Below are 24861 nucleotides of genomic sequence, written 5' to 3'. Positions count from 1 at the left end.
AAACTCTGAAGATAACAATGAAGAAAAAATTGCAGATGCGCTGTATGAGATTTTACGCAAATGAAGCGCGCATTATTATGGCTACTTCAGTAATTTTTTATTTGGTACCTGCCGCAATCATTGTGGCAGGCGTGTATGTTTTTATACGTTTCATCCCTGGCTATGCCGCACCTCTTATTTTATTATAGGTAATTATCGTTTCTTTGGTATATGTCAGGTATAATAAATGGTATTAATAATACCCAGCCCCCTAAAAGTTAGCTTGTAAGGGCAGTTATTAAAATTATTATAAGATGCTGTATTATGCGCTCATAGAAAATATCATCATGTTTAATAAGGCGTATAACACCATTCCTGAAAAGTAGATCCTCAGCCTTTTGATGCTGGCAAACATCGTTATATTCATCGGTGAAACAAGATGTGTAATACAGCAGACGGGTAGCTCCTTTTTTCAACTCTCAGCTTGATTAGCAACCGGCTGCCCGACCGCAGAAACAGCCTAGTAAAGCTGAGCACTGCCACCATGAAAACGCCGCCCCGGAAAGATGAATAATTTTGTTGTGGGGAACAGCCCTGTAAAAAACTCACACCCCGAAAGACTCCACTAATCGCTGGCCCTACTCCACCATTACAAGCATCTCAAATACGGGTTTCCCCGCTGCTAAAGCGCCTCAGAAACCTTCTCATAACGTCGGAACAAAAATTTGTTAGCGCACCTTCTGCAAGAACTTTCGACTGTAAAGAAACGTAGTTAAATGTAAATAAACCAATTTTTATATAAACGTTATTTATGCATTTGCCGCACGTTAATCATATGTTAAATATATATCCACCTTCAAATCAGCATTTTATCTTAGTTGAATCAGAGCTATTTCTATTGAAAGGTTGGCAGTTCAAATAATGAAGAATGGACTAATTTTAACAAAAGCGGGCAGGATACGTGATGCACTGCCGATGAGTACCGTGGAATTTACCACCGGGTTAAAAAGAGAGTGTTTTGTATTATGGTCTTTGCCGCAATTCAGGGCAGACGAGCTTACCAAAACGCCTCTTTTTCCATCAGATGCAGATCTTGTTGAAAGTAAAAATTCAGATTTACACGGGGCTTTATTATCGGCGCATTTCGAGGCTGGCCTGTGGCCCGTAGTCTATCAGGGTGAGAATAACGGCCATTTAATCCGCCACGTCTGTCCGATGATGAAAGCAGAAGATAAAATCAGTTCTCAGGGAGGAAAGTATGATTTTTATCCGCACGTCGATAATCCCGATCTGCCGATTACCGGAGAAACGCCGTTTTCAACCTTAGGTAATTGTCCCGATACGCTGACGCTTCTTTGTTTACGAAGAGAAGATAATGTCAGGACCAGTTTACTGAAGCTGGATTCAGTCATCGCCCTTCTGTCTGAAGAAACAAAATTTATTCTGACGCAGCCGTTTTTTAAAGTCGACAGGCCGGCAAGCTTTGAAGGAAATGCTTCTGTAGAAGGCGTCCCTGTTCTTGTAGCAGAGAGCGGCGTATGGTACTCGCGCTTCGACTGGCACAATACCAGCGGCATGAATCCTGAAGCAGAAAACGCGCTGAAAATTATGCGTGAACTCACTCTGGACCGAAGCCTGTGGTTTGATGCGCCGCTCAATCCCGGCGATGCCATTACTTTTTTAAACCAGAGAACCATGCATACCCGAAATGCATTTCAGCCACGTTTTGACGGCACGGACAGATGGCTGCTGCGGGTCTTTGGTTTACTCAATCGTCCGCTTAACAGTCAGCTGCTTGACGCTGCAAACTGCCTTCATCACTTACGCACTATTTAACGGAAAGAAGTATGCCTGAATTATTTAATTCCTCATTTTTTATTGAGGGAAGCCTCATTGCCCACTATTTTTTTATTGGCTTAATTCTGCTGGTCGCAGCCTCTTTTGTCGCTGGTTATATTGATGCCATTGCCGGTGGAGCGGGTCTGATTCTTATTCCTGCCTTTATTTTAACCGGGCTTCCTCCGCAGCTCGCGCTCGGTCAGGAAAAATTAGTCAGTACCATAGGCACCATTGCAGCAATAAAAAACTTTATTAAAAACAAGTCAGTAATATGGAGTGTCGTACCAGCCGGTCTGATATCTGCGCTCGTTGGCGCCTATGTTGGTGCCCGGGTAATACTTTTATTACCTGCTGAGGCGCTATCTCTGGTTATCGTTGCGTTGCTGCCTGTCGGCTTACTGGCCGCCACCATCAAAGGCAGGGTAAAAACCACGGCGCAATCTGCAGGTAATGCCTCGTTTCTGGCCGTGTTCCTGGTTTGCTTTACCGTGGGTTTTTATGATGGTTTCTTCGGGCCGGGCACGGGGAGCCTGTTTATTATTGCGTTGACGGTAATTAATAAGTTTGGGCTTTTACAGGCCTCTGCTACCAGTAAAATATTCAATTTCTCTTCAAATATCGGCGCGTTTGTGGCTTTCGCCATTGCCGGAAAAATGGCTTATCTTATCGGCATTCCAATGATCGTTGCCAGTCTGCTGGGCAATCATATTGGCAGCCTGCACGCGATACGCACTAACGGTGAAATAATAAGAAAAGTTCTTTTTGTTTCCGTTGGCGTGATGATGATTACTTTACTGGTTAAATATTTTACGGGTTTTTAATGATGAAAAATTGTGCTGAAAATATCACTTACCGTTTGGCAACCCACGATGATATCGCCGGAGTTAAACAGCTGCTGGAGCGGCATCACGTTAAGAATCTGAATAGCGACCAGCGTGAGAACGGCTTTGTTACTACCGATATGACCGAGCAGCAGCTACAGGATTTAAGCGATAGAGAGAACGGCGTGACCATTGCTTACGATGAAAAAGAGAAAAAAGTCGTTGGCCTGTTATTAGGGGCATCATGGTTTTTTTTAAAACCCTGGCCGATGTTCGATTATATGGCGAGCATTCTTAAAGATTATTCGTTCAATGGCGAGGCGCTTTCCGCCGATACTTCCTATCAGTACGGGCCTGTTTGTATTGATGTTGCCTACAGAAGCCAGGGAATTGGCGAGAAATTGCTGGCCCATCAGCGTAAGGTTTTTGCCTCTCGTTATAAGCACACCGTGACTTTTGTTAATGTGCTTAATCCTCGCTCTTACGCTTTCCACCACAGGAATAATTTCGAAGACTTAGGCTTCTTCGAATTCAACAGCAATAAATATTATATGCTGGCCATTAACACCGCAGAGTAAAAAGCTTTTCAACCCGGCCCTGGCGACGTCAGGGCTTTAGTCTGAAAGTGAATTGTCCGTACGGCCACAGAAGCAAAAGAAAGTGACAAATTTATTAATAAACCTTATAAATTGTTTTGTGCCGATGGTTTGGTTTTTAGCATGGGGTATTAAATGAAGTTAAATGAACTTCTTGCGTTCGTAACGGTTGTGGAGACAGGAAATATTACTCAGGCCGCCGAGCGTCTGAATCGCGTGCAGTCGAGCATTTCACACCGAATCAGAAGCCTTGAAGATAATCTGGATGTCACCCTGCTCGACCGGAAAAGCGATGGCTGTTCGCTGACGGCGCAAGGCCAGATACTCTACGACTATGCAGTTAAAATACTGAACCTCGCGGATGACTGTAAAAGCAACATCTTCCACTCCAGAAGCAGCCAGGTGAACATGCGTATTGGCATAATCGAATGCCTGCCCGCGTGGGTGATCAGTTCAATGATCGACTCAGGTTACGATCTGGGCTGGAACATCGATGTGTCGATTGGCAATACTATCAGCCTGCTCAACGCTTTCGATCAGAATGAATATGATGCAGTAATCATTGGTGCCGGTTTCTCTAATGCGCAGCATACGCGGTCGACTTTGCTATCCAGCGAGCTGGTCATCATTACAGAAAAGGATTTTCCGACCATCACGGATATCTCCACGCTGGATGACGAAGTTTTTATGCTTAGCAGCAAAAAGTGTGCAACCTCGACCCGCAACTATACCACTTTGTTCAAAGAAGGCCGTATCACCCCAAGACGAATTGTCGAGTGCGGCTCTTATCCCGTGCTGTTTTCAAGCGTTGCTGCGGGTAAAGGCGTCTCTCTGGTATTGCGCTGTTCAATCAGCAGCGAGGTACAGAACAAAATTAAAATCCATGAGCTCTCCGGCCAGTTTAACGACTTCAGAATCGAGCTCGTTTACCGTGCCGATTGCGCTAACCTGGACAGCACGAAATTCAGAAGCGTGATGACATCCGTTTTTCAGGATCCCCGTCTGCACAATCCCGGTCATTAAGACCTAGCCTTTCCGCCAAAGCGCATACGGACTTCCTGCTGAGCCAGCAGGAAGTCCGTAATCTGCTACATGCTCTCAACCTGAATAACCGAGCTGTTTGTTGATCCCGTTGCCTTAAGTTATGAAGGCTTACGCACAATGACCAGCGCCTTGGTTCGGCACTTTTCCAGAATCAATTTCATCACTGGCACTTCAAAATACTTGTACATAAATGACGCCAGCGAAACGGAGAGCACCAGCGCAACGGCGATCAGCGCGATACCTTCCGGCAGGCTGAATTTTCTTCCCGCCGTAAGGTTTAAAAAATAGAACAGTACTAAAAAGTGAACCATATAGAACGCATAGGATATTTCTCCCAGCCATACCGAGGTCTGATTATTCAGCACGGTCTTTCTGGTTTTCAAATCATCGCCAGCCATAGAGATAATCAACAGGCAAACAGGAATGATGAATACCACGCTCATGCTGAACTGGTAGGGAATATACATTGAGCCGACGTAAGTCGCCGCCAGAATGGCAAGCGAGGCCGTTTTACTCAGCACCAGTGCCCGACCGTTAATCAACAACCTGGCGGCAAACATACCGGCGAGAAACTCAAATATACGCGCCGGGGGAAAAATATATGACACCCAAAAATGCTGCTGCGAAATCGGAAATGCGCCCATCATGTGGTTCGGCTCAACCCAGAGATAAATGCCGGTCTGCACCAGCAGGGAGGCAGCAGTAACGGCGATTAATCCGGGCAGGTCAAATTTTGCCGGTATCGCTTTCATGACCCTGAAGAGGAAAGGAAAGGAGAGGTAAAACATCGCTTCGATGCACAGTGACCAGCTGGGGCGGTTGCCCACAAAGAAATAATGTACATCATCAAACCAGGTATTCAGCAGCAGCAGGTTCACGGACCACAGCTTATATTGATAAAGGCTGGTCGCGCCAATAATAAACGCCATCACCCAGGTGAGGCAGTGGGTAGGATAGATCTTGGCAAAACGACGCAGATAGAAATCGCCAGGCGTATCGTTATTTTTCGCTGACCATACCATGATAAAGCCGCTGAGTATGAAGAAGTAGGAAACGCCGAGCCAGCCCGCTTTCCCTACCATCACCGTAAAGATGTGCTGGATGTTGGCATCAGCAAACGGCGCCAGATCGCTTGGCAACGATGAATGAAATAAAAAAACTAAAAAGGCGGCCCAGAATCTGCTCCCTGTTAATGAGGGAAGTTTAGGCAGCCTGGGAAGTTCTCCTGGGCCCAGCGATTGACCGTCATTAAAATGATTCACCTCGCCGCAAGCGGCATTAACACCTGTTTCTCTATTAAGCGCAGAATTCATTATATTCCCTATAAGGATAGTATTGAGATACCAAAATATATTCTGAAAGATAGCGATATGCAGAAAAAAGCAGCGATGACAAAGCAGCCTGAATAAATACTGCCTTGCCATTCGATAAAACAATTATTTTCAGAGCATGAAGCTCATTACGTTTTTTTATTTTTTAATATTGACGACTCCGTATCCTGAATTGCCCTTTTCAATATGGCCAAAGCCGTATTCTCCGAAATGCATGCCGCCAATAAGAACGCGATCGGAGCTGACCATATCGAGCACGCGAGAACGAGTTTCTGCCGCCATCTGAGCGTCGTAATCAAAGGCGATCGTCACTTCCGGTTTCTGCAATTGAATGTGCGGAAAATGTACAATATCGCCCCAAATCAGCAGGCTCTCCTGACTGCCTTCAATTCTGTAGCCCGTATGGCCCGGCGTGTGGCCTTTCAGCGGCATGGCAAAAATACCGGGCAGTACCTCACCTTTATCGAACGGGCGAAAATTCTGCTGATACTTTTCAAATATGCTGCGCGCCAGCAGGAAATTCCCCTTAACCCGATCGGCGACCGCCGCAAAATTTTTGTCATCCTCCAGATAGCGATATTCCTCATTATTGATCACCAGTTCGGCATTGCTGAAGACCGCTTCACCTTCCGCATTGAGCAGGCCACCGATATGATCGGGATGCGCATGTGTCAGCAGCACCGCGTCGATATTTCCCGGCTCCAGCCCCATTTTTGCCAGGTTAGCCACCAGCCCGCCTCCCCAGCCCTTAATGCCGCCGGCTCCGCTATCGATAAGAATATTTTTGCCCTGGCGGCGCACCAGGAAAGTATTGATATGCACATCGTTAAGCCCGTTTACCCGTGCGCCATTCTGAATGTTTTCGCACTCTGCTGCGTTGACGTTAGCCAGCATGCCAAAGTCAACCTGCAGATAGCCGTCGCTCACCGCAGTAATCGACATATCACCGAGTTCGAGGGTGGGAAATAGTGTACTCATAGCCTGTTCCTTAGTTTTTTACACAGATGTTATTTTCGTCATAAGAGAAACAGCGGATCCTCGCAACGACCCCCATTTTCTCCCTAATTAATTCATCAACCTGATGCAAAAATTCTTCCAGTACCGGCGCGGTACGAAATGTTTCCTGCCTTAGCTTTGCTTCAAAGTATACCGGCGTACCAAAACCTATTTCGGCCGTAAGGTAACTAATATGAATATTGTTTTCTTTTGCCTTTAATACCTTCATAGCAATATGAGTTAACGAGGCTGAAAATTCCGCAAAGGCATCGTGGTTAATGCGATGGGCCGCGGATGTATAAAGGGTAATACTGGGCATTTTACCTCGCTCCTGCGAATGGATATTTACGCTGCTTTCAGTGGGATTAATCTCATGCTTTTTATAACGTCAGGATTGACCACCGTACCGAGTTCAGAACATCCACGGCGAAGCCCATCGATCAGTTCCATTCCGCGCGTCACTTTGCCAAAAGCGGTGTAATTTTGATCCATAAAGCGCGAGCGGGCGGATGTGATAAAAAACTGATGGCTGGCACTGTGCGGATGTCTGGATCGGGCCATGCCGAGAGTGCCGCGTTCAAACGGCAGGCTGTTAAATTCTGCCGCCAGTTTCGGTAGCCTTAAATAATCCAGGCCAGTCTCTTTTACCGGATCTCCCGTTTGTGCCATAAAGCCTTCAATAACTCGCGCGAACGGCATGCCGTCATAGAATCTGGCCTGCACCAGAGTTTTAATGCGATCCACGTGATTAGGAGCCAGCTCGGGAAACAGGCTTATGGTTACCGTTCCACTGTGCAGCTTCATTTCAATGAGATCATGACGGTTATTTGCCCGGTTAATCATGCCGGGCAATATCAGCGCCCCGGCACACAGGCCCAGGCTACCGCCAATGAACTTCCGACGATTCATAGTGTTACTCCAGTTGCGCGGCCGGATCTTGCCGGGCATAGTTTGCTCAGCCCGAACCTGCCTCAGGATGGCTTATCGGCACCAATAAACGAGAGAATTTCATTCGTAAGGGCATCAGGCTGCTCAAAATTGGGCAGGTGTGCCGCCCCAGGTATGGTGTGCAGCTCTGCGTGCCATTTTTCAGCCAGGCGTCGCGCATAATCTGGCGGCGTGAGCAGATCGTCCGCACCTCTCACCACTACCGCCCTGACGCGTGGAAAAGTCATATTGGTCAGATCGGTATCGGCGATGGCATAAGAACAGCCGGCGAAGGCTTCAACCGTGGTGCGGCGCAGCATCTGCTTCATGCCGTCTGCGTAGGGCGAGTCGATAAACTTCGGCGTGACCCATTTACCCAAAATACCCGTTTCAAGATGTTCAACACCGTGGTGAAAAACATCTTCCGCTCTGGCTCGCCAAAGTGAAGGCGGAGCGGCATTGACCAGCGAGGTATCGACAATCACCAGTCCCTGTACACGCTCAGGTATCTTGAATCCGATCCACTGCGCGATGGTTCCACCAATTGACACTCCCGCAACCGAAAACTCAGTGATGTGCAGATGGTCCAGCGCGGCGATGACATCGTCGGCCAAATCGGCCATGGAGAATGGCAGCGCGTCGATTGCGCTTAAACCGTGGCCTCGAATATCCAGCCGCACCACGCGATAGCGTTCGGTTAAACGCGGCATTTGCAAATCCCACAGGTGCAAATCCGTGCCCAGCGAATGAAGAAGTACCAACGTTTTCGCATTTTCTGGCCCCTGCACGTCTACATGCTGAGTTATTTTAAGCGGCCGAATAAACATTCAATACTCCCCATTTTTATTTTTTCTTTCTCTTCGGTTCCATCGCTTGCACTATTTGAATTTGCAATATTTACTTATGGAATCCGTGAATTTTTTTGAGCTGCAGGACTATGCTGCCGCTCTTATTAATAGGGTAATCCGGCCGTTTGCCCTAATGGATAATTTCGATACCGCTATCGAAATTATTGAGTCGCCCCGAAAATTCGCACCGACGCTGATGTTAAACAGCACCAAACGGATAGCTTCTCCTGCCAGGATAATATAAGTAATCAAAAAATATTCAGCCCGATCTCCCGATTTTTTTCGTAATGCTGCCCATCTCATTAGCCATCTTCCATTTTCAGAATATCGCCAGAATATTCATATTTTCGATGAAGATCTCGATTTTATTCGCTGGCGTTTACCTGACGTGAAAAATAACATCTGGCGAACAAGACCCGGCGATAACTCACAGGTTAATGCTTTATTTTAATTCTCTGCATATAGCCGTAGCGGATCGCCGTTGCTGATTTCCTTTAAATCTGTTTTAGCGTATGGGATAAATTATGGCGCAGGCCGAATTTGATAAAATAATGGTTGAACTGGTTGATTATGCCTATGAGCAGTCAACCTTTGATGATGAGACTTTGCGCCTGGCGCGTTTCTGTCTGCTGGATTCCGTCGGCTGCGCGATTGCCGCCTCCAGCGATGACGACTGCTTAAAACTGATGCGCAGCGCACAGTTCAGTAAGAGCAGCGAGGGTGTTCCGGTGATGGGGACCGCCCTGAAGCTGGGACCGATTGAGGCTGCCTTTCAAATCGGGTCGATGATCCGCTGGCTTGAGTATAACGATACCTGGCTGGCGCAGGAGTGGGGACATCCCTCCGATAACCTGGGCGCAATCCTGGCCGCCGCAGCATGGCATAGCCTGACAGACGGTAGCCAGCAGGAACCCGATATGGCAGCCGTATTAAATACGCTGATTCGCGCCTACGAGATCCATGGCGTGCTCTGCCTGTCTAACTGCTTTAACGCGCTGGGCATCGATCATGTTGTGCTGGTCAAGCTGGCCTCGGCGATCGCCTCAGCTCAGCTGCTTGGCCTGTCAAAAGCGCAGGCGCTAAGCGCCCTTTCCAACGCCATTATCGATGGCCATTCTCTCAGAACCTACCGGCATGCGCCCAATGCAGGCACGCGTAAATCCTGGGCGGCGGGTGACGCGACAGCACGCGGGCTTCAGCTGGCGCTGTTCGCTCAGACCGGCGAAATGGGCTATCCCTCCGCGCTTACCGCCAGCCGTTGGGGATTTGATGATGCGGTTTTACGCGGAAAGCCCTTTAATTTGTCACGCGGCCTCTCCGACTTTGTTATCAAAAATATCCTGTTCAAGGTTCCCAATCCTGCGGAATACCATGCGCAGACCGCAGTGGAGGCGGCGATTAACCTGCGCGAGCGGATAGTCGCCGCCGGATTCTCGCCCGAAAGCATTGAATATGTCCGCGTGGAAACGACGCGACCGGCCATGCAGATTATTGATAAGTCAGGGCCGCTTAAAAACGCCGCCGATCGCGATCACTGCCTTCAGTACATGATTGCGGTTGGGCTGCAGACCGGAAATCTCACCGTACAGGATTTTCACGAACCGCTCGCCGCCGATCCGCAGCTGGATGCACTACGCATGAAAATTACCTGCACCGAGCGGCCTGCTTTTACCGAGAGCTACTACGACCCGGAAAAACGCGCCATTCCCAATGCGCTTTACCTGAAGTGTCGCGGCATGACGGAAGAGATCGCTGAAACCATCCACTATCCGCGCGGCCATGTACGTCGTCGTGGAGAGTGTTTCGATGCGCTGCTGGCCAAATTCCATCTGAATCTTTCAGACAGCCCGCTGCGCAACCGTGCGTCGGTTCTGGCCGACACCCTGATTTCTGAATCAAAGCTGGATGCGATGCCCGTTACCGACTTCCTGAAGATGTTCTCATGGCTATAGATCCCATAAAAACAACATCCGTTAATTTATTTCGAGGTGATGAAGTGAAAAAAGCAATACTGGTTGGCTGCGGCGCGGAGATCGGCGCAAACCTGCTGATTCAAAACGATCCGGCAAAAGATGGCTTCGCTATTCAAACCGTGGTGACCAATCCGCCGTCTTTAGATAAGCATTATCCGGACCTGCGCCCGATTGACGGCATCATTGCCCGCCTGGCGATGGCGCAACCCGGCATGCAATCGCGTATTGAGATTATTAGCGACAATACGCTCAACATCGAAGGTCGCGAAGTTCACTTCTTCTTTGGCAATTTAGCCGAAGAGCTTCCGCCGCAAAGCGGCCGCTTCGACATCGGTTTTATCGCCACCAGCAAGCTGGATATGGACAGAAACAGCCCGGTTGCCCGTAATATGCTGGAGCTCGCCGACGTGGTGCTGGGCGTTGCAGAGGCAAACGAGCTGCCGAGCATTTATGGCTGCCTGGAGGATCTGACCAGCGATGAGATCGGCACCATTCAGCGCCGGGTGGTTGATTCCGGGATGTACTGCCTCGGCTCCTGCCAGACGAACGGCATGCATGCCTCGCTACGTGTCGTGACCGAGGCGCTGAAAGCCGTTCATTGCAATGCCTCGCATATTATTTCGGTAGAAACCGATATTGTGCATCCCGATACGCCTAACGGCGTGCTCGGCACGCGATCTTTTGAAGGGCGCATGCAGGACGCACGCGACAATCTGCGTCCCAGCTTCTCGCAAATCGCCATGAGTCAGGAGAAAGTTATGCCCTGGGCGCCGCTGGTGAATACCGTTTCACTACGCGCGCCCGTCCACGCGCCTGGCTATCAGATTAACCGTTTTATCGTCCGGGACAGCGGCGCGTTAAGTCTCGATCTTATCAAGACGGCGATCGAGCGCGTGAGTGAAACGCATCCGCACGTCGTCAGAGCATCCCAGACGCCTTTGGGCAGCCGTGCCTATGCCTGGGAGCGCCGCTGCTCCACCATCCTTTCCGACAAGAATCACCTACTTATCCTGCGTCCGGCCTGGCTGGCAGAGCAGAATTTAAGTGAGATTATCGTTCAGTCATTTGTAAACAATACGGTTGGCTATAGCGCAGTCGTTCGCTCCGTCGCGCGCAGCGTCGCGCTTGGCCTGCCCGTCGCCACTTTCCAGGGGATTGAAAAATGACACGCTCCCACACGGTCGATCTGTTGAGTTCAGGCCTTGTCGTTAAGACGGCCAGCTCCGCCACGTTTAACGGCAAACTAAAAGCTGAAGTCGATCAGATACGCGCGCTGCACGATATTTACCCGGATTTGATGGTTCCGGTATTGCACGACGGGCTGGCCGCCGGACGGCAGTTCTATATTCTGGAAAAGATCGACGCCCTTCCGCTGTCGAAAATCGTGTTTGACGACGGGCGCCCGCTGGCTGAACGCAGAACAATTGTTATCAACGCGCTGGAAAACGTTCAGCGAGCCATCGGCATGGAGCTGGATAATCAGCTGGCGACGTTCGACGATATGCCGGCCAGGCTACGGGAAGAGTGGGAAGGCGCGCGTTTCGCCCATGACCTGTTCGATAAGCCGATTCTGCTTAACGGGGCGAGGTGCAACCGAACCGCCCGCGAGATCGTCGAAAAGTCGCTGGAGCTGGCGCGAACGGAAAAATTCAGATCGGTGGAAAAAGCCCACTTCAATTTTCACTTTGGCAACGTGCTTTACAACGAGGAACAGGCGCAGACCCGCTTTATCGATCCCGATTTTTCAGTGCGGGGACTCGATCCGCTTTTCGGTTTCTCCCGATTTGCCTTTTCTTTTTGGCACGAACTTGCCGCCGAAGTGAAGGATGCGGTGAAAGTGGTGCCGATGGCTGACGCGTTGATGTTCGTGCTGGCGAAGCCCGACTACGGCAACATTCTCGGTGCCATCCCGGAGCTGGGAGGCATTGCCGGGCTGCTGCCGCTGATGGGCGAAAGCATGCGGAATCGGTTCTACGTGCTCACCACCTACTGCTTCCTGAGAAGTATCCGCATCAACGGCAGTAAAACGCTCTGGAAAGCCCCACGCTCCCCTATGGTAGCCAGCCCGGAAGAAGTGCTGATGCTGGGCCTGGTGGCTTACCTCGAAGGGGCGAATGTTGAAACTGAAAGTCTCTGTGCATAATTTTCACCCACTACAGGATGTTAAGGCATGTCGTTGGTAAGCAGCAGTACCCTGGAACAGGGATTTGAGGCCCCGAGACGCTATCTGGCGGCAGCGGCTATTTTAATCGGTGTGATCATGGCGGCGCTCGACAGCTCCATCGTTAATATCTCGCTGCCCTCAATCGCCGCAGCCTTACAGGTGGATTCAGCCTCTGTTATCTGGGTTACCAACGGCTATCAGGTTGCCAGCGCGGCGGCGATGTTGATTTGCGCCTCGCTGGGTTCGAGGATTGGGGAGCGGCGCTTCTACACGGCGGGAATGATTCTGTTTACGCTGGCGTCGCTGGGCTGCAGCCTCTCCCCAACCTTTGGCGTTCTGGTGGCGATGCGGGTGCTCCAGGGAATCAGCTACGCCGTTATGATTAGCGTCGGGCTGGGACTTTATCGGGTTATCTTTCCGCCGCACATGCTGGGCACCATACTGGGGCTGAACGCGCTGGCGTTTGCGGTGGGAACGGCGATTGGCCCTGCGCTGGGCGGGCTGATCATCTCTTATCTCTCGTGGCCCTGGCTGTTCTATATCAATCTTCCGCTGGGGGCGCTTGCCATCGTGTTTTCGTTTGTCTCTCTGGGCGTGGATGCGGAGAAGGAAAAAGGCTTCGACTGGGGAGGCGCGATAACGTCGGCCGCTGCATTAGGCCTGATGGTTGTCGCAGTCGATCAGATCGGCCGCTGGGATAGCCGCACGCTCGTGCTGTGCGGCGTCGCATCGGCAGTGCTGATCGCCATTTTTGTTAACGCGCAGAGGCGTTCAAAACATCCGCTGCTGCCTTTTGATATCTTCCATTCCCGGCAATACACCTTTGCGGTGCTCTCTTCCGTCTCCATGTTTGTGGCGCAGGGGATGGCGCTGGTCGGGCTGCCGTTTGTTCTGCAGCACGCCTTCCACTATTCCGTGCTGGAGGCCGCGTTTATCTTTACGCCATGGCCGATTGCCGTAGCCGTCTGCGCCCCGCTTGCAGGCAGACTTTCTAACCGTTTAAATCCGGCGCAAATTTCTACCGTCGGCGTGGTGATTTTCTGCCTGGGCCTGGGGTCGCTGGCGCTGCTGCCGGAAGCCGCCACGGTCAATGATTTCCTGTGGCGGGTGGCGGTTTGCGGGATCGGCTATGGGCTGTTCCTGCCGCCGAATAACAAAGAGATGTTTTCCAATGTCGCCGCGAACCGTACGGTAACCGCCTCTGGCGTTTTATCAACGGCGAGAACCGCCGGCCAGTCGATCGGCGCGGCGCTGGTGGCGATGGTCATTGCCCTGCTTAACGGATTGAGCGACCCGGCCGGAATGCGGTTCGCCGTCTGGGTATTTGGACTGGCCTGCCTGATATCGGCGCTGTCGGCACTTTCCAGCATGCTGCGCCTGCAGCGATAGCGATTGAGCCACTTCGCAGGAGGTGGCTTTTTTATCTCCTTTTCTTGCTTCAGCGGGAGATTAAAATAGCTTATCGATCCTTCACTTAGAGGGCTTCACATCTCGTAAAAATAAGATTAATCTTAACTGTTCGTTTTTTTTAAGGTTTTTCAGCATGAAAAAATTTCTGGGATTCGCGTTATTTTTTGCCGCCTGCGCGGCTAATGCCGCTTTTGTTCATCCAATGGATTTCGACGGTTCAGAAGCGCAAAAAAAAGGAGTGATTGAATATATTCAGGCCAAAGTTAAGAAGGATTACTGCGAAGGCAGCATCGATATGTGCCAGCCGACCACGCTTCGCATGATGGAAAAGCAGAATCTTAACGCCTTCAAACATCTCACCGCGGCGAAAGATCGAACCATTCTTAACAAGGTCATCAGCGATTACTGCAAGGGCTCAATTGATATGTGCAGTTATGTGACGCTGGATATGATGTATAAGCAGAATCTCAAAGCCAGCAAGGAATCGCTTTCCTGGTAAGCGACAAGATAACTATTATCACGTAATACTTATTTTTGGACGCAATGCCATGACCTCTTCCCGCGCCTCACTCCCCTCATCCTGCTGTATCGCAGGCGCGGGCCCTGCCGGGCTGATGCTCGGTTATCTGCTGGCCCGCAACAGCATTCCCGTCACCGTGCTGGAAAAGCATGCCGATTTTCTGCGCGATTTTCGCGGCGATACTATTCATCCCTCTACGCTGGAAATTATCTGGCGGCTGGGCTTTCTGGAGGAATTTCTGGCGCTGCCGCATCAGAAAGCGGAAAGGCTCTCCGGCGAGATCGACGGTCAGGAAGCCACCATGGCGGATTTCACCCGTCTTCCTACCCAATGCAAATACATCGCCTTTATGCCGCAATGGGATTTCCTGAACTTTATCAACGCGAAGGCCGCAGAACTGCCGGGCTTTACGCTTATTCATAATGCGCAGGTTGATGGGCTGATCGAAGCACAGGGTAAAGTGTGCGGTGTTAAAGCCACCATTGACGGTGAGCAGCAGGAAATTCGTAGCGAGCTGGTGATTGGCTGCGACGGCCGTAACTCGGCAGTGCGTAAACATGCTGACCTGGCCGTACAAAATTTTGGGGCGCCGTGCGATGTGCTGTGGTTGAAAATTGCCAAACTGCCCGACGATCCTGAATAGTCCGTGGGACATCGCGGGCCGAAGAAGCATTTTATTATGATCGATCGCGGCGATTACTGGCAGTGCGGCTACTCCATTCCCAAAGCGAGCCTGGAGGCGCTGCAGCAGGCCGGTTTGCCTTCATTTCTGGAAACGCTGGCGGAGGCATCGCCTTTTACCCTCGCGCGGCTGCGACAGGAAGTAACGGACTGGAATCGGGTAAAGCTGCTGGAGATCCGTATCGATCGCCTGCAGCAGTGAGCAAAGCCGGGACTGCTCTGCATTGGCGATGCGGCCCATGCGATGTCGCCGATTGGCGGCGTTGGCGTCAACCTGGCGATTCAGGATGCCGTTGCCGCTGCCAATCTGCTCTCTGCACCATTAAAGGCCGGTTCGCTTACGCTCAAAGATCTGCAAAAGGTGCAGCGTCGCCGGATTTTCGCCACATGGGCAACGCAGTCGCTGCAAATCATGATAAGCAAGGCAGGGCAGAAACCGCGCCGCAAACCGCCCGGTAACATGGAGAAGTGGCTGCGCAAGCGGAAGTTTTTGCCTTTCCTGTTTGGCCGCCTGATTGGCATCGGCTTTTATCGCGAGCTGCCGAAAGAGCCGCAATAAAAAACGAGATTGTTGACAAAGTCTGGTCAGGTCAGCGGCAAGATCGAGTCTGTGCAGGGAACACGGTCAGATCGGAAAGACGCAAAAAACGTCGTCCCTGACAGCTCGACCCACGCCGTCCATGGCGCGGGACGCTTTCCTCCTCTGCTTGTGTTCCCTGCACCTTGAGTCTATGGGGTGCTGCCAGATTCACCCTGTTCCAGGTTTGTCAGTACGCTAAACGGCCCTTTCGGGCCGTTTAGCGTACTGAGCAAAAAGCGGGCTCAGGCGCCGGAAGGTCGCTGCTGCCGCTATTACGCTACGGCCCTCTTTGCAGCCTTAGAAAGCAGAACAATTAATTGCCATGCTGATCATCCGCTGATGAAACGCTACAAAACTGCTCTTATTTCTAATTAAGTGAAGTAAGGGTTAGCCTGTTAATAATAAAAACACACGCCTTTTCTCATAGCGCTAAAACCTGCCGGACTATGCTAAACCGGCCGCCTGTATCGGCCTGCCGCAGCGCAGCTTTGCCAGCACCAATATGAAACATTAGTGCTGTCCGGCCCGATGTAGTTTGATCTTCTTCCTGACCAATGATAACAATTATCATTTATTGAGTTAGCCGGACGGTCCTGAATGAATACCTCTACCCCTTCTTCCTGCTGCATCGTCGGCGCCGGCCCGGCCGGGCTGATGCTGGGTTATCTGCTGGCGCGCAACGGCATTCCTGTGACGGTACTGGAAAAATACGGGGATTTTTTACGGGATTTTCGTGGCGACACTATCCATCCCTCTACGCTGGAAATTATCTGGCGGTTGGGCTTTCTGGATGAGTTTCTGGCGCTGCCGCACCAAAAAGCAGAAAAGCTCTACGGCGAGATCGATGGCCAGCCGGCTACGATGGCGGACTTCACTCGTCTGCCTACCCGCTGTAAATATATCGCTTTTATGCCGCAGTGGGATTTTCTGAACTTCCTGCACGCTAAAGCCTTACAGCTGCCCAGTTTTCAGCTGATCCAGAACGCGAAGGTTGACGCATTAATTGAAGAGCAGGGTCAGATCAAAGGCGTTAAGGCGACAGTGGAAGGCGAAGCGCGCGAATTCCTCAGCGCTCTGGTTATTGGCTGCGATGGCCGCCATTCCGTTATTCGGGCGCTCGCTGGCCTGGAAGTGCAGCGTTTCGGTTCGCCACGGGATGTTCTGTGGATGAAGGTGGCTAAACAAGCCGACGATCCTGAATGGTCGCCGGGCCATCGTGGGCCTAAGAACCATTTTATAATGATCGATCGCGGCGACTACTGGCAGTGCGGCTATTCGATTACCCAGGGCAGCTTTACTGCTTTGCAGGAAACCGGACTTTCCGCTTTTCTGCAGCAGGTTGCCAGCGCTTCGCCATTTTCCCTTGAGCGACTCCAGCTGGAAATTGCCGACTGGGATCGGGTTAAGCTGCTGGAGATCCGCATCGACCGTTTGCAGCAGTGGGCCAAACCTGGCCTGCTGTGTATTGGGGATGCCGCGCACGCCATGTCACCCATCGGCGGCGTGGGGGTCAACCTGGCGATCCAGGATGCCGTAGCGACCGCTAATCTTCTGTCAGGGCCTTTGAGAAAGGGTTCGCTGACTTTGAAAGACCTGGAGAAAGTCCAGCGGCGGCGCGCTTTCGCTACCTGGGCTACGCAGTCGCTGCAAATTATGATTAGCAAAGCGGGGAAAAAGCCTCGACGCAAGCCGCCCGGTCGTATGGAGCTTTGGCTGCGTCGTCGCCCTTTCCTGCCATTTTTATTCGGCAGGCTGATAGGGATGGGATTTTATCGTGAGCTGCCTGAAGAAGCGCAGAAATGAAAGCGGCCCCGCAGGGCCGCATTTAATCAGCTGGCCGGCGGTGTTTTGCCTTCCTCAATAAACTCTGGGTCCAGCTCTTCGCTGTTGCCTTCGTGATCGCGTCCGGAAAGCAGGTTCCAGCAGGCAATAAACATTGCGGCAATCAGCGGGCCAATGACAAAACCGTTGATGCCGTAGATTTCCATTCCGCCTAACGTAGAAATGAGGATCAGATAATCCGGCATCTTAGTGTCTTTGCCTACCAGCAACGGCCGCAGGAAGTTATCCACCAGGCCTACAATCACCACAAAGAAAGCGACCAGGAAAATGCCTTTCCAAATTAATCCGGTAGAGAAAAAGAAGATGGCGGCGGGCACCCAGACAATAGCCGAACCTACGGCCGGCACCAGCGACAGGAAAGCAATCAGCGCGCCCCACAGCAGGCTGGCATCAATGCCGGTCACGTAGAAGGCAAAGCCGCCAAGCGCGCCCTGCACCACCGCTACCACGACCGTGCCTTTTACCGTAGCGCGGGCCACCGCAGCGAACTTCGCCAGCAGATGGTGTTTTGCATAGCGTGAAAGCGGCAGCGATTTCAGAATAATGTTGACCAGCCAGGAGCCGTCTTTCAGCAGGAAGAACAGCAGGTAAAGCATGATACCGAAGCCTAACGCAAAGCTCAGGCTGCTTTTCCCGATCAGGAACACGCTGCCGGCCAGATACTGGCTGCCCCGCAACGCAACCTGAGAAAGCTTCTGCTGAATGCCGCCCACGGTATTCAGCTGATGATCGGCCAGGTAATTTTGCGCCCATTGCGGAAGATGGTGCACCGTATTCGTCATCATTGTCGGTAGCGGCGTGCTGTTAGCCTGAATTTTGCTGTAAACGATGTTGAACTCAACCGCCAGCGACGAGAGGATCAGCGCCAGCGGCGTAATAACGATCAGACAGATAATCGCCACGGTCACCAGGGAGGCGGCGCCGTTTCTTTCTCCCATCCACTGGCGGATTTTGTTTTTCATCGGATGGAAAATGACCGCCAGGATCGCTGCCCACAACACAGCAGAATAATAAGGTTGCAGCACCTCGAAAAAAGCGACGGTCACGATAAGCAGGATTAAGAGGAAAAATCCTTTGGTCAGGCCGGGAAATCTCATTTTATGCTCTCTGAAGCAAGAATTTGCTAACGCAGCATAGAGGGCTGTGCTGGTTTTGCAATACCAGCACAAAGATGAGGCCGTATGCCCGGCCCTTTTATCCACGCTTTTTTCCGCATATGGCTTTAGTGCCGTAAAAAAACTCTCTTTGCAGCAGTGGTATAACGAGATGCTGATGGCAATCAGGCAACCTGACACACATCCCTCTCCTGAGCTTCCTTCTCCGTTGCTTTCCAGCGGGTAAAAGGCTACCTTCATGTTGTCTGACATAAGGGTTGGCCTCACTTTGATAATATCGGGTGGGGCCTTTCTCTTTCTGTCCTTTGCTATGCCCGGGACCGAAAGATCCAGAGCACCCGCCGCGCAGTTTACCCCTTTCCCTTTGTTATCCCACCGGCAAAGCGCAGAGTTGCGTGACAGCTCGGCAATTCCTGCAACGGCGTCAACGGATCGCATTCCCGATCGTGGGGTCGATCAAAAAATACCGTACTGACCGTTAAAACAGAGCCGCCACAAATATAATCCGCAAGTCCATTTATCAATATTTATGGCCCTAAAAAAAAGAGTAACGTACAAAAAGAAGGGTGCTCGTGGATCATGCCGCAACAGGCGGCGGGACTAAGCCCGCCGCCGGGTCGCCTTACCTTCCGGATTCGTAAGCCAGGCTGGCGACAACCTCCGTTCCTCCCTGTCTGATATGCAGTTCACACAGTGAGCCGCGCGTTATCCATGTAAATATCAGTACCGTTACACAGAAGATGAGCAGGCTCAAAAAGAGTAACTTTGCTGCCTTCATTGGCTTCCTTCTCCGTTGCTTTTCAGCGGGTAAAAGGCTACCTTTATGTTGTTGGACATAAGGGTTGGCCTCACTTTGATAACTTCGGGTGGGGCCTTTCTCTTTCTGTCCCTTGCCATGCCCGGGACCGAAAGATCCAGAGCACCCGCCGCGCAGTTTACCCCTTTTCCCTTGTTATCCCACCGGCAAAACGCAGAGTTGCGTGACGGCTCGGCAATTCCTGCAACGGCGTCCGGGGAGCCAACACTCAGCTGTGGGGTCAATCAAATAACAGCGATCCGAACGTTATAAAAGGTCCGATATAAAATGTAAAATTTTAGTTTTTAATAATATGCACTTGGTACGAAAAGAAGGATGAAAGTACCTGAAGGTTAAAAGCTTCAGCGATGATGGCGAAACGGCTGAGTTCAGCCTCCACCGAATCTACCGAATCTACCGATTCCGTTAACTCTAACGACCGCACCAAAGCCATCAATTCCAACGACTCCACCAAGTCCAGCGACCATACCAAATCTATCAAGTCCACCAAGTCCACCAAGTCCACCAAGTCCCACGACTACACCAATTCCAGCAACGCCACCCATTCCAACGACTACACCAGGTCCACCCACTCCCGTTTTATCCAATTAGCCGGGCATACATCACAATTTTATCTGCACCGCTTTCGGAAACAGGGCGCCGCCGCTACAGTGGAACTCATCCGACCACTTTGACGATCGCAACTATGAGCCGCTCACTTTTTTCGCCTTTGGATTTAGGGTTCACCCAGTTAAAAAACCGTGTGCTGATGGGATCGATGCATACCGGGCTGGAGGAGCATCCCGACGGCCCGCGCCGCCTGGCCGCTTTTTATGCGGAACGCGCGGCCGCAGGCGTGGCGCTGATTGTTACCGGCGGGATTTCTCCCTCGGCGGAAGGCGTGGTCACGGCTGGCGCTTCCGTCCTCAACCATCCTGACCAGCTTGCGCACCACCGCGTAGTCACCGAAGCCGTGCATCAGGCCGGCGGCAAGATTGCGCTGCAGATTTTACATGCTGGTCGTTACAGCTATCAGCCAGGCCTGGTTGCGCCGTCCGCATTACAGGCGCCCATCAATCCCTTTAAGCCAGCCGTGCTGAGTCATGAGAGCATCCTGACGCTTATCGCTGATTTTGCGCGCTGCGCCGCACTGGCGAAACAGGCAGGCTACGACGGCGTGGAAATCATGGGTTCAGAAGGCTACCTGATTAACCAATTTCTGGCTGCCAGAACCAATCAGCGCGACGACGAATGGGGCGGCGACGAGCAGCGGCGCATGCGGTTCGCGCTGGAAATCGTGCGGGCGGTTCGTCAGGCGGTCGGCGAGGCGTTTATCATTATCTATCGCCTGTCGATGCTCGACCTGGTGGAACAGGGCAACACGCTGCCGCAGACGGTGCGGCTGGCACAAGCCATAGAAAAAGCGGGCGCGACGCTGATTAATACCGGCATAGGCTGGCACGAGGCGCGCATTCCCACTATTGCCACCTCCGTTCCGCGCGGCGCTTTCGGCTGGGTGACAAAGCAGCTGAAACAGCACCTGACCGTGCCGCTGATTACCACTAACCGCATCAATCATCCGGACGTGGCGCAGGCTTTGCTGGATGAAGGCTGCGCCGATATGGTGTCGATGGCGCGTCCTTTCCTGGCCGATGCGGCCTTTGTACGTAAGGCGCAGGAAGGCCGCAGCGATGAAATCAATACCTGCATCGGCTGCAACCAGGCGTGCCTGGATCAGATATTTGCAGGCAAGCTGACCTCCTGCCTCGTTAATCCGCGTGCCTGCCACGAAACCGAAATGGCGATCGCGCCCGCGGCAAAGCCGCAAAACCTGGCCGTAGTCGGCGCCGGGCCGGCCGGACTGGCTTTTGCGGTAAATGCTGCCGCACGAGGACATCGCGTCACGCTGTTCGATCGGGCAGCCGTTATCGGTGGTCAGTTTACGCTTGCCAGGCAAATTCCGGGCAAAGAGGAGTTCAGCGAGACGCTACGCTATTACACGCGCCAGCTGATGCTGAATAACGTTACGCTGCGGCTTAATCATGCCGTCACGGCAGAAGATCTGGCCGGATATGACCAGGTGGTGCTGGCAACCGGCGTATTGCCGCGCACGCCGGAAATCCCCGGTATCGACCATCCCAGCGTGCTGAGCTATCTGGCGGTGCTGCGCGATAAAAAACCGGTGGGCAAGCGCGTGGCGATTATCGGTGCGGGCGGTATTGGTTTTGATATTGCCGAGTATCTGACCCAGCACGGCGAGCCAACCAGTCAGAACATCACGGCTTTCTGTCAGGAATGGGGCATTGACCGCACGCTGCAACAGCCTGGTGGCCTGACAACGCCGCAGCCGCCGCAGAGCGAGCGCCAAATCTGGCTGCTTCAGCGCAGGCCAGGCAAACCCGGCGCCAGCCTTGGCAAAACCACCGGCTGGATCCATCGCGCCAGCCTACAGATGCGTCAGGTCAAGATGTGGGGCGACGTGCAGTATCTGAAAATCGACGATGACGGCCTGCATATTCTGCATCAGGGCGAGCCGGTTCTGCTGGCGGTGGATAACGTGGTGATCTGCGCGGGCCAGCAGTCCGATCGTCGTCTGGCGGAAGCGCTGGGCGACCGTCCGGTGCACATTATCGGCGGCGCGGATCGCGCGTTAGAGCTGGATGCACGGCGCGCTATCGCCCAGGGCACGCGGCTGGCGTTAACGATTTAGCCGGGCCAGCGCGGCGAAGCTTTTCCTGGCGGCGGCAACAAAAGTTATTCGCTGTTCACATCGCCAGGTTAAGCTGTCAGGACTCAGGACATCCGTTAAAAAGGTCGCCCGATGCCGCACGCTTACCATTCCACCCTGCTCTCTTCTCTTGCCTGGCTCGATCATGCTTTTCAGCCCGCTGGCGAGCCGCCGCCGCCGGAAAGCATCATGAATCGTCAGCGCCATACGGCTAATGTCCTGCTGAGCAGCGAAGCGCTGCCGGTGAAAAGCCACGAGGCCGACGGCCTGATTGCCACAGATTCGTACCCCGTTGCGGTCTATACCGCCGACTGCCTGCCGGTGCTGATCGCCGACGTGCGGCAGAAGCAGGTCGCCGCCGTTCATGCCGGGCTGAACGGCGCGCTAAAAGGCGTGCTCATTCAGACTATCCATCGGCTTTGCGAGCGCGGTGCAACGCCGGACAGCCTGTATCTTGCCGTTGGCCCGTCGATTGGGCCGTGCTGTTATGAACTGGGCGAGGATCGCATCGCGGCTATGCGTCAGGAAAACCCGCACGACCTGCGGCCGTTGCTGGCGTACTCCACGCGGCAATATCGCAATCCGCAGGCGGTAAGAGCGCAGGCAATCGGCACCACGCAGGGCGTCTGGTTCGATCTGCCGCTGCTGGCGAAACGCATGGCGATGCGCGCAGGCGTGCCGGAAGCGCAAATCGAGCTGAGCGGCATCTGCACCTATTGTATGGCGGAAGAACAGGCGAGCTATCGCCGCAACGGCCATTTTCAGCATGGCTATCAGCAGCGATATGCCTGGATCAGGCGGCGTTAACGCAGTTTTACCGAACGCAGGATCACAAACTTTTGGTTAGAGGCGACGGTGGTGCAGTTGCCGAACAGCTTCTTCATTTTGCGATAGTAGTCGAGATGACGGTTGCCGACGATGCGCAGCTCGCCGCCGTATTGCAGACAGCGGCGCGCATCGCGGAACATCTGCCAGGCAATATGATCGGTCAGCGTGTTCTGCTGATGGAAAGGCGGATTGCAAAGCACCGCATGCAGGCGATCGGAAGGGAAACCGGCCAGCGAGTTATTGACCGCAAAGTGGCTGCGCGCCATGTCCTGCGGGCGGTTAACCTCCACGTTCATCCGGCTGCTGGCGACCGCCATCCAGGATTCATCAACGAAATGCACTTCCGCCGTGGGATTCTGCTCCAGCGCCATCAGGCCGATCACGCCGTTGCCGCAGCCCAGATCGACAATTTCACCGTCGATATTATCCGGCAGATGCGCCATAAAGAAACGCGCGCCGACGTCCAGCCCGCTGCGGGCAAACACGTTGGCGTGGTTATGAATGTGGTAAGGCGTGCCGTCCAGCGGCCAGCTGTAGGTTTCCGCGCCTGCGGCCAGTTCCGGCAGCGCTGGCGTACAGTAGATCAGCCGCGCTTTTTTTACCGCCAGCGACGTGGTGGTTTTCCCCAGCACGCGCTCGAACAGCTGTAGCGTCGAGGTATGAATATCTTTTGCTTTACCCGCCGCGATAACCTGCGTTTCCGGCGTTACCACATGGCGCAGCGCGCGCAGCTGTTGCTCCAGCAGCGCAAGGGATTTAGGGATTTTTATAAGCACGCGGGCCGGGCTGGCGGGCAGCGCGGCCAGGCTGTCCAGAAAATGCACGTCGCCTTCGTCCATGCCGTTTTCCAGCAGGTTCTGCCGCGTCGCCTGCTGGCTGATCCACGAGTCGCTGATGCTAAAAAGTTCTTCGCCCACCAGCGCACAGGCCAGCGCGCCAAAGGTGTCGTTAAAGATCAGCGTCGTGCCGTTGGCAGGCTTGTCCGCAACCTGTTGCAGCAAATATTCATCGGCGGCGTCCCACGCCTGTAACGGGCTTTCTTCACGCATCTGGGGAAAACGGTGCAGCGTCAGCGTGCGGTGGCTCAGTTCGAATTGGCTCATGGGATCTCCGGCTGGATAAAAATTCCCGCGAGTTATCCCCTAAAATGCGCCGACAGTAAATGTTTTTCTTGTTCAGGCGAGAGTTGCGACCGCTGTCACCTTTTCTTCTTTTGTCGCCACCGTGCCGCGCTGACTTTGTTATCGCCTGAAATTGCTGATTTTTTCCTGACGGATCCGCGCTGCCTGCGGCTGCCGTCAGCCGCGGGTTGCCTGATGCTGATGAATAATAGCGAGAATGTCCTCAATGGTTGCGTTTAACAGCCGACCTTCCCGATAGGCCTGTAGCTCGGCTTCACCGCCGTGGATCGCTTTTTCCGGTCTTTCCACAAAAGTGCCGATCGGCTCAAACTTCTCATCCAGCACCACGGTAAAAGGGATCCGCACCTTATCCAGCGCCAGCGCGGGCAGCAGCGTACGTTCCGCCCGGCTTTTGCTGATAATCGCCTGGGAGATGGTCGGCTGTAGCTCGCTGATAAACTGCATCGCGGTCACGTTGCGCTGGCAGTCCGGACACCACAATTCCGCTGCGGTCAGCAGATAATAAGCGCCGCGCACCTGTTTTACCTGCTCCTTCAGCTCGCTGGAAACATACTCTTCCGAGTTCAGCTTCGCGCGCGCCCTCTTTGACGGCGGCAATTTCGCCAGCCAGGCCGGTTTTGGCAAAAGCCTCAAAGCCCGCGCCCGCGCTGAACAGCTCTCTGTAATCAATCATGATGACTCCGAATCATTCACTAAACCGA

The 24861-nt window shown here is 52.8% G+C and carries 22 protein-coding genes and 1 pseudogene; 14 read left to right on the top strand and 9 right to left on the bottom strand.

The genetic code is table 11. The features are described 5' to 3' along the window. Positions 1-17 precede the first annotated feature (17 nt). The 5 genes from ACVWZ0_RS03445 to ACVWZ0_RS03425 all read left to right on the top strand — a co-directional run bounded on the left by ACVWZ0_RS03445 (position 18) and on the right by ACVWZ0_RS03425 (position 4258). Entirely contained in the window at positions 18-188 is a 171-nt protein-coding gene (locus ACVWZ0_RS03445; RefSeq protein WP_253455687.1) for a hypothetical protein, read from the top strand. 712 nt (positions 189-900) lie between these two features. After that, a complete protein-coding gene (locus tag ACVWZ0_RS03440) occupies positions 901-1815 on the top strand; it encodes a TauD/TfdA family dioxygenase (RefSeq protein ID WP_253455690.1) in 915 nt (304 codons plus the stop codon). A gap of 11 nt (positions 1816-1826) precedes the next feature. After that, a complete protein-coding gene (locus ACVWZ0_RS03435) occupies positions 1827-2639 on the top strand; it encodes a sulfite exporter TauE/SafE family protein (RefSeq protein WP_253455693.1) in 813 nt (270 codons plus the stop codon). Then, on the top strand, positions 2639-3217 hold the full coding sequence (locus ACVWZ0_RS03430; protein WP_253455696.1) for a GNAT family N-acetyltransferase: 579 nt from the start codon (positions 2639-2641) through the stop codon (positions 3215-3217). Before ACVWZ0_RS03435 ends, ACVWZ0_RS03430 begins: the two co-directional genes overlap by 1 nt. A gap of 153 nt (positions 3218-3370) precedes the next feature. Next, positions 3371-4258: a LysR family transcriptional regulator gene (locus ACVWZ0_RS03425; protein ID WP_253455699.1), complete on the top strand. Its 888-nt coding sequence runs from the start codon at positions 3371-3373 to the stop codon at positions 4256-4258. A gap of 119 nt (positions 4259-4377) precedes the next feature. Here ACVWZ0_RS03425 and ACVWZ0_RS03420 read toward each other — a convergent pair whose 3' ends face one another. From ACVWZ0_RS03420 to ACVWZ0_RS03400, 5 genes are all read right to left on the bottom strand, one after another. Further along, positions 4378-5592, bottom strand: a complete 1215-nt coding sequence (locus ACVWZ0_RS03420; RefSeq protein WP_253455702.1) for an acyltransferase family protein — start codon at positions 5590-5592, stop codon at positions 4378-4380. Positions 5593-5748: 156 nt separating this feature from the next. Beyond that, the gene (locus ACVWZ0_RS03415; protein WP_253455704.1) at positions 5749-6588 is read right to left on the bottom strand and encodes an MBL fold metallo-hydrolase; all 840 of its coding nucleotides are present in this window, start codon (positions 6586-6588) and stop codon (positions 5749-5751) included. Between the two features lie 10 nt (positions 6589-6598). Then, positions 6599-6925, bottom strand: a complete 327-nt coding sequence (locus ACVWZ0_RS03410; RefSeq protein WP_253455707.1) for a hypothetical protein — start codon at positions 6923-6925, stop codon at positions 6599-6601. Positions 6926-6951: 26 nt separating this feature from the next. Beyond that, the gene (locus tag ACVWZ0_RS03405) at positions 6952-7515 is read right to left on the bottom strand and encodes a peptidylprolyl isomerase (protein ID WP_253455710.1); all 564 of its coding nucleotides are present in this window, start codon (positions 7513-7515) and stop codon (positions 6952-6954) included. Between the two features lie 62 nt (positions 7516-7577). Then, positions 7578-8360, bottom strand: coding sequence for an alpha/beta fold hydrolase (locus ACVWZ0_RS03400; protein ID WP_253455713.1), 783 nt, complete (start codon positions 8358-8360; stop codon positions 7578-7580). Positions 8361-8905: 545 nt separating this feature from the next. Between ACVWZ0_RS03400 and ACVWZ0_RS03395 the strand changes: the two genes are divergently transcribed. The 7 genes and pseudogenes from ACVWZ0_RS03395 (at position 8906) to ACVWZ0_RS03365 (ending at position 17512) form a co-directional block, all read left to right on the top strand. Further along, entirely contained in the window at positions 8906-10333 is a 1428-nt protein-coding gene (locus ACVWZ0_RS03395) for a bifunctional 2-methylcitrate dehydratase/aconitate hydratase (protein WP_253455715.1), read from the top strand. Positions 10334-10377: 44 nt separating this feature from the next. Next, the gene (locus ACVWZ0_RS03390) at positions 10378-11520 is read left to right on the top strand and encodes a hypothetical protein (protein ID WP_253455718.1); all 1143 of its coding nucleotides are present in this window, start codon (positions 10378-10380) and stop codon (positions 11518-11520) included. After that, entirely contained in the window at positions 11517-12497 is a 981-nt protein-coding gene (locus ACVWZ0_RS03385) for an aminoglycoside phosphotransferase family protein (protein WP_253455721.1), read from the top strand. The genes ACVWZ0_RS03390 and ACVWZ0_RS03385 overlap by 4 nt, the downstream gene beginning before the upstream one ends. A 27-nt stretch (positions 12498-12524) precedes the next feature. Further along, positions 12525-13907 carry a DHA2 family efflux MFS transporter permease subunit gene (locus ACVWZ0_RS03380; protein WP_253455724.1) on the top strand — a complete coding sequence of 461 codons (1383 nt, stop codon included), beginning with the start codon at positions 12525-12527 and terminating at the stop codon, positions 13905-13907. 154 nt (positions 13908-14061) lie between these two features. Then, positions 14062-14427, top strand: coding sequence for a hypothetical protein (locus ACVWZ0_RS03375; RefSeq protein WP_253455727.1), 366 nt, complete (start codon positions 14062-14064; stop codon positions 14425-14427). 49 nt (positions 14428-14476) lie between these two features. Beyond that, positions 14477-15688, top strand: a pseudogene (locus ACVWZ0_RS03370) (FAD-dependent oxidoreductase). A 618-nt stretch (positions 15689-16306) separates the two neighbouring features. After that, positions 16307-17512 carry an FAD-dependent oxidoreductase gene (locus tag ACVWZ0_RS03365; RefSeq protein ID WP_253455729.1) on the top strand — a complete coding sequence of 402 codons (1206 nt, stop codon included), beginning with the start codon at positions 16307-16309 and terminating at the stop codon, positions 17510-17512. Positions 17513-17538: 26 nt separating this feature from the next. Here ACVWZ0_RS03365 and ACVWZ0_RS03360 read toward each other — a convergent pair whose 3' ends face one another. After that, entirely contained in the window at positions 17539-18648 is a 1110-nt protein-coding gene (locus ACVWZ0_RS03360) for an AI-2E family transporter (protein WP_253455732.1), read from the bottom strand. 640 nt (positions 18649-19288) lie between these two features. Further along, positions 19289-19444 carry a Hok/Gef family protein gene (locus ACVWZ0_RS03355; protein WP_253455735.1) on the bottom strand — a complete coding sequence of 52 codons (156 nt, stop codon included), beginning with the start codon at positions 19442-19444 and terminating at the stop codon, positions 19289-19291. 724 nt (positions 19445-20168) lie between these two features. Here ACVWZ0_RS03355 and ACVWZ0_RS03350 point away from each other — a divergent pair. Further along, complete coding sequence (locus ACVWZ0_RS03350) at positions 20169-22172, top strand: NADPH-dependent 2,4-dienoyl-CoA reductase (protein WP_253455737.1); 2004 nt, start codon at positions 20169-20171, stop codon at positions 22170-22172. A 111-nt stretch (positions 22173-22283) separates the two neighbouring features. Further along, positions 22284-22997, top strand: a complete 714-nt coding sequence (locus tag ACVWZ0_RS03345; protein ID WP_253455739.1) for a polyphenol oxidase family protein — start codon at positions 22284-22286, stop codon at positions 22995-22997. On the opposite strand, the gene rlmG is transcribed toward ACVWZ0_RS03345, so the two are convergent. Both rlmG and ACVWZ0_RS03335 read right to left on the bottom strand, forming a co-directional pair. After that, the gene (gene rlmG / locus ACVWZ0_RS03340; RefSeq protein WP_253455741.1) at positions 22994-24121 is read right to left on the bottom strand and encodes a 23S rRNA (guanine(1835)-N(2))-methyltransferase RlmG; all 1128 of its coding nucleotides are present in this window, start codon (positions 24119-24121) and stop codon (positions 22994-22996) included. The two genes, ACVWZ0_RS03345 and rlmG, sit on opposite strands and share 4 nt — an antisense overlap. A gap of 195 nt (positions 24122-24316) precedes the next feature. Next, the gene (locus tag ACVWZ0_RS03335) at positions 24317-24793 is read right to left on the bottom strand and encodes a thioredoxin family protein (protein ID WP_456783629.1); all 477 of its coding nucleotides are present in this window, start codon (positions 24791-24793) and stop codon (positions 24317-24319) included. Positions 24794-24861: the final 68 nt, after the last annotated feature.

The organism is Erwinia sp. TECH1 (genome assembly GCF_054057575.1).
This window is presented reverse-complemented; position numbering and strand designations above follow the sequence as displayed.

Bases quoted from the DNA above. Each gene is read 5' to 3' on its own strand.
- ACVWZ0_RS03445 (WP_253455687.1), top strand. From the start codon at position 18: ATGAAGAAAAAATTGCAGATGCGCTGTATGAGATTTTACGCAAATGAA.
- ACVWZ0_RS03440 (WP_253455690.1), top strand. From the start codon at position 901: ATGAAGAATGGACTAATTTTAACAAAAGCGGGCAGGATACGTGATGCA.
- ACVWZ0_RS03435 (WP_253455693.1), top strand. From the start codon at position 1,827: ATGCCTGAATTATTTAATTCCTCATTTTTTATTGAGGGAAGCCTCATT.
- ACVWZ0_RS03430 (WP_253455696.1), top strand. From the start codon at position 2,639: ATGATGAAAAATTGTGCTGAAAATATCACTTACCGTTTGGCAACCCAC.
- ACVWZ0_RS03425 (WP_253455699.1), top strand. From the start codon at position 3,371: ATGAAGTTAAATGAACTTCTTGCGTTCGTAACGGTTGTGGAGACAGGA.
- ACVWZ0_RS03420 (WP_253455702.1), bottom strand. From the start codon at position 5,592: ATGAATTCTGCGCTTAATAGAGAAACAGGTGTTAATGCCGCTTGCGGC.
- ACVWZ0_RS03415 (WP_253455704.1), bottom strand. From the start codon at position 6,588: ATGAGTACACTATTTCCCACCCTCGAACTCGGTGATATGTCGATTACT.
- ACVWZ0_RS03410 (WP_253455707.1), bottom strand. From the start codon at position 6,925: ATGCCCAGTATTACCCTTTATACATCCGCGGCCCATCGCATTAACCAC.
- ACVWZ0_RS03405 (WP_253455710.1), bottom strand. From the start codon at position 7,515: ATGAATCGTCGGAAGTTCATTGGCGGTAGCCTGGGCCTGTGTGCCGGG.
- ACVWZ0_RS03400 (WP_253455713.1), bottom strand. From the start codon at position 8,360: ATGTTTATTCGGCCGCTTAAAATAACTCAGCATGTAGACGTGCAGGGG.
- ACVWZ0_RS03395 (WP_253455715.1), top strand. From the start codon at position 8,906: ATGGCGCAGGCCGAATTTGATAAAATAATGGTTGAACTGGTTGATTAT.
- ACVWZ0_RS03385 (WP_253455721.1), top strand. From the start codon at position 11,517: ATGACACGCTCCCACACGGTCGATCTGTTGAGTTCAGGCCTTGTCGTT.
- ACVWZ0_RS03380 (WP_253455724.1), top strand. From the start codon at position 12,525: ATGTCGTTGGTAAGCAGCAGTACCCTGGAACAGGGATTTGAGGCCCCG.
- ACVWZ0_RS03375 (WP_253455727.1), top strand. From the start codon at position 14,062: ATGAAAAAATTTCTGGGATTCGCGTTATTTTTTGCCGCCTGCGCGGCT.
- ACVWZ0_RS03365 (WP_253455729.1), top strand. From the start codon at position 16,307: ATGAATACCTCTACCCCTTCTTCCTGCTGCATCGTCGGCGCCGGCCCG.
- ACVWZ0_RS03360 (WP_253455732.1), bottom strand. From the start codon at position 18,648: ATGAGATTTCCCGGCCTGACCAAAGGATTTTTCCTCTTAATCCTGCTT.
- ACVWZ0_RS03355 (WP_253455735.1), bottom strand. From the start codon at position 19,444: ATGAAGGCAGCAAAGTTACTCTTTTTGAGCCTGCTCATCTTCTGTGTA.
- ACVWZ0_RS03350 (WP_253455737.1), top strand. From the start codon at position 20,169: ATGAGCCGCTCACTTTTTTCGCCTTTGGATTTAGGGTTCACCCAGTTA.
- ACVWZ0_RS03345 (WP_253455739.1), top strand. From the start codon at position 22,284: ATGCCGCACGCTTACCATTCCACCCTGCTCTCTTCTCTTGCCTGGCTC.
- rlmG (WP_253455741.1), bottom strand. From the start codon at position 24,121: ATGAGCCAATTCGAACTGAGCCACCGCACGCTGACGCTGCACCGTTTT.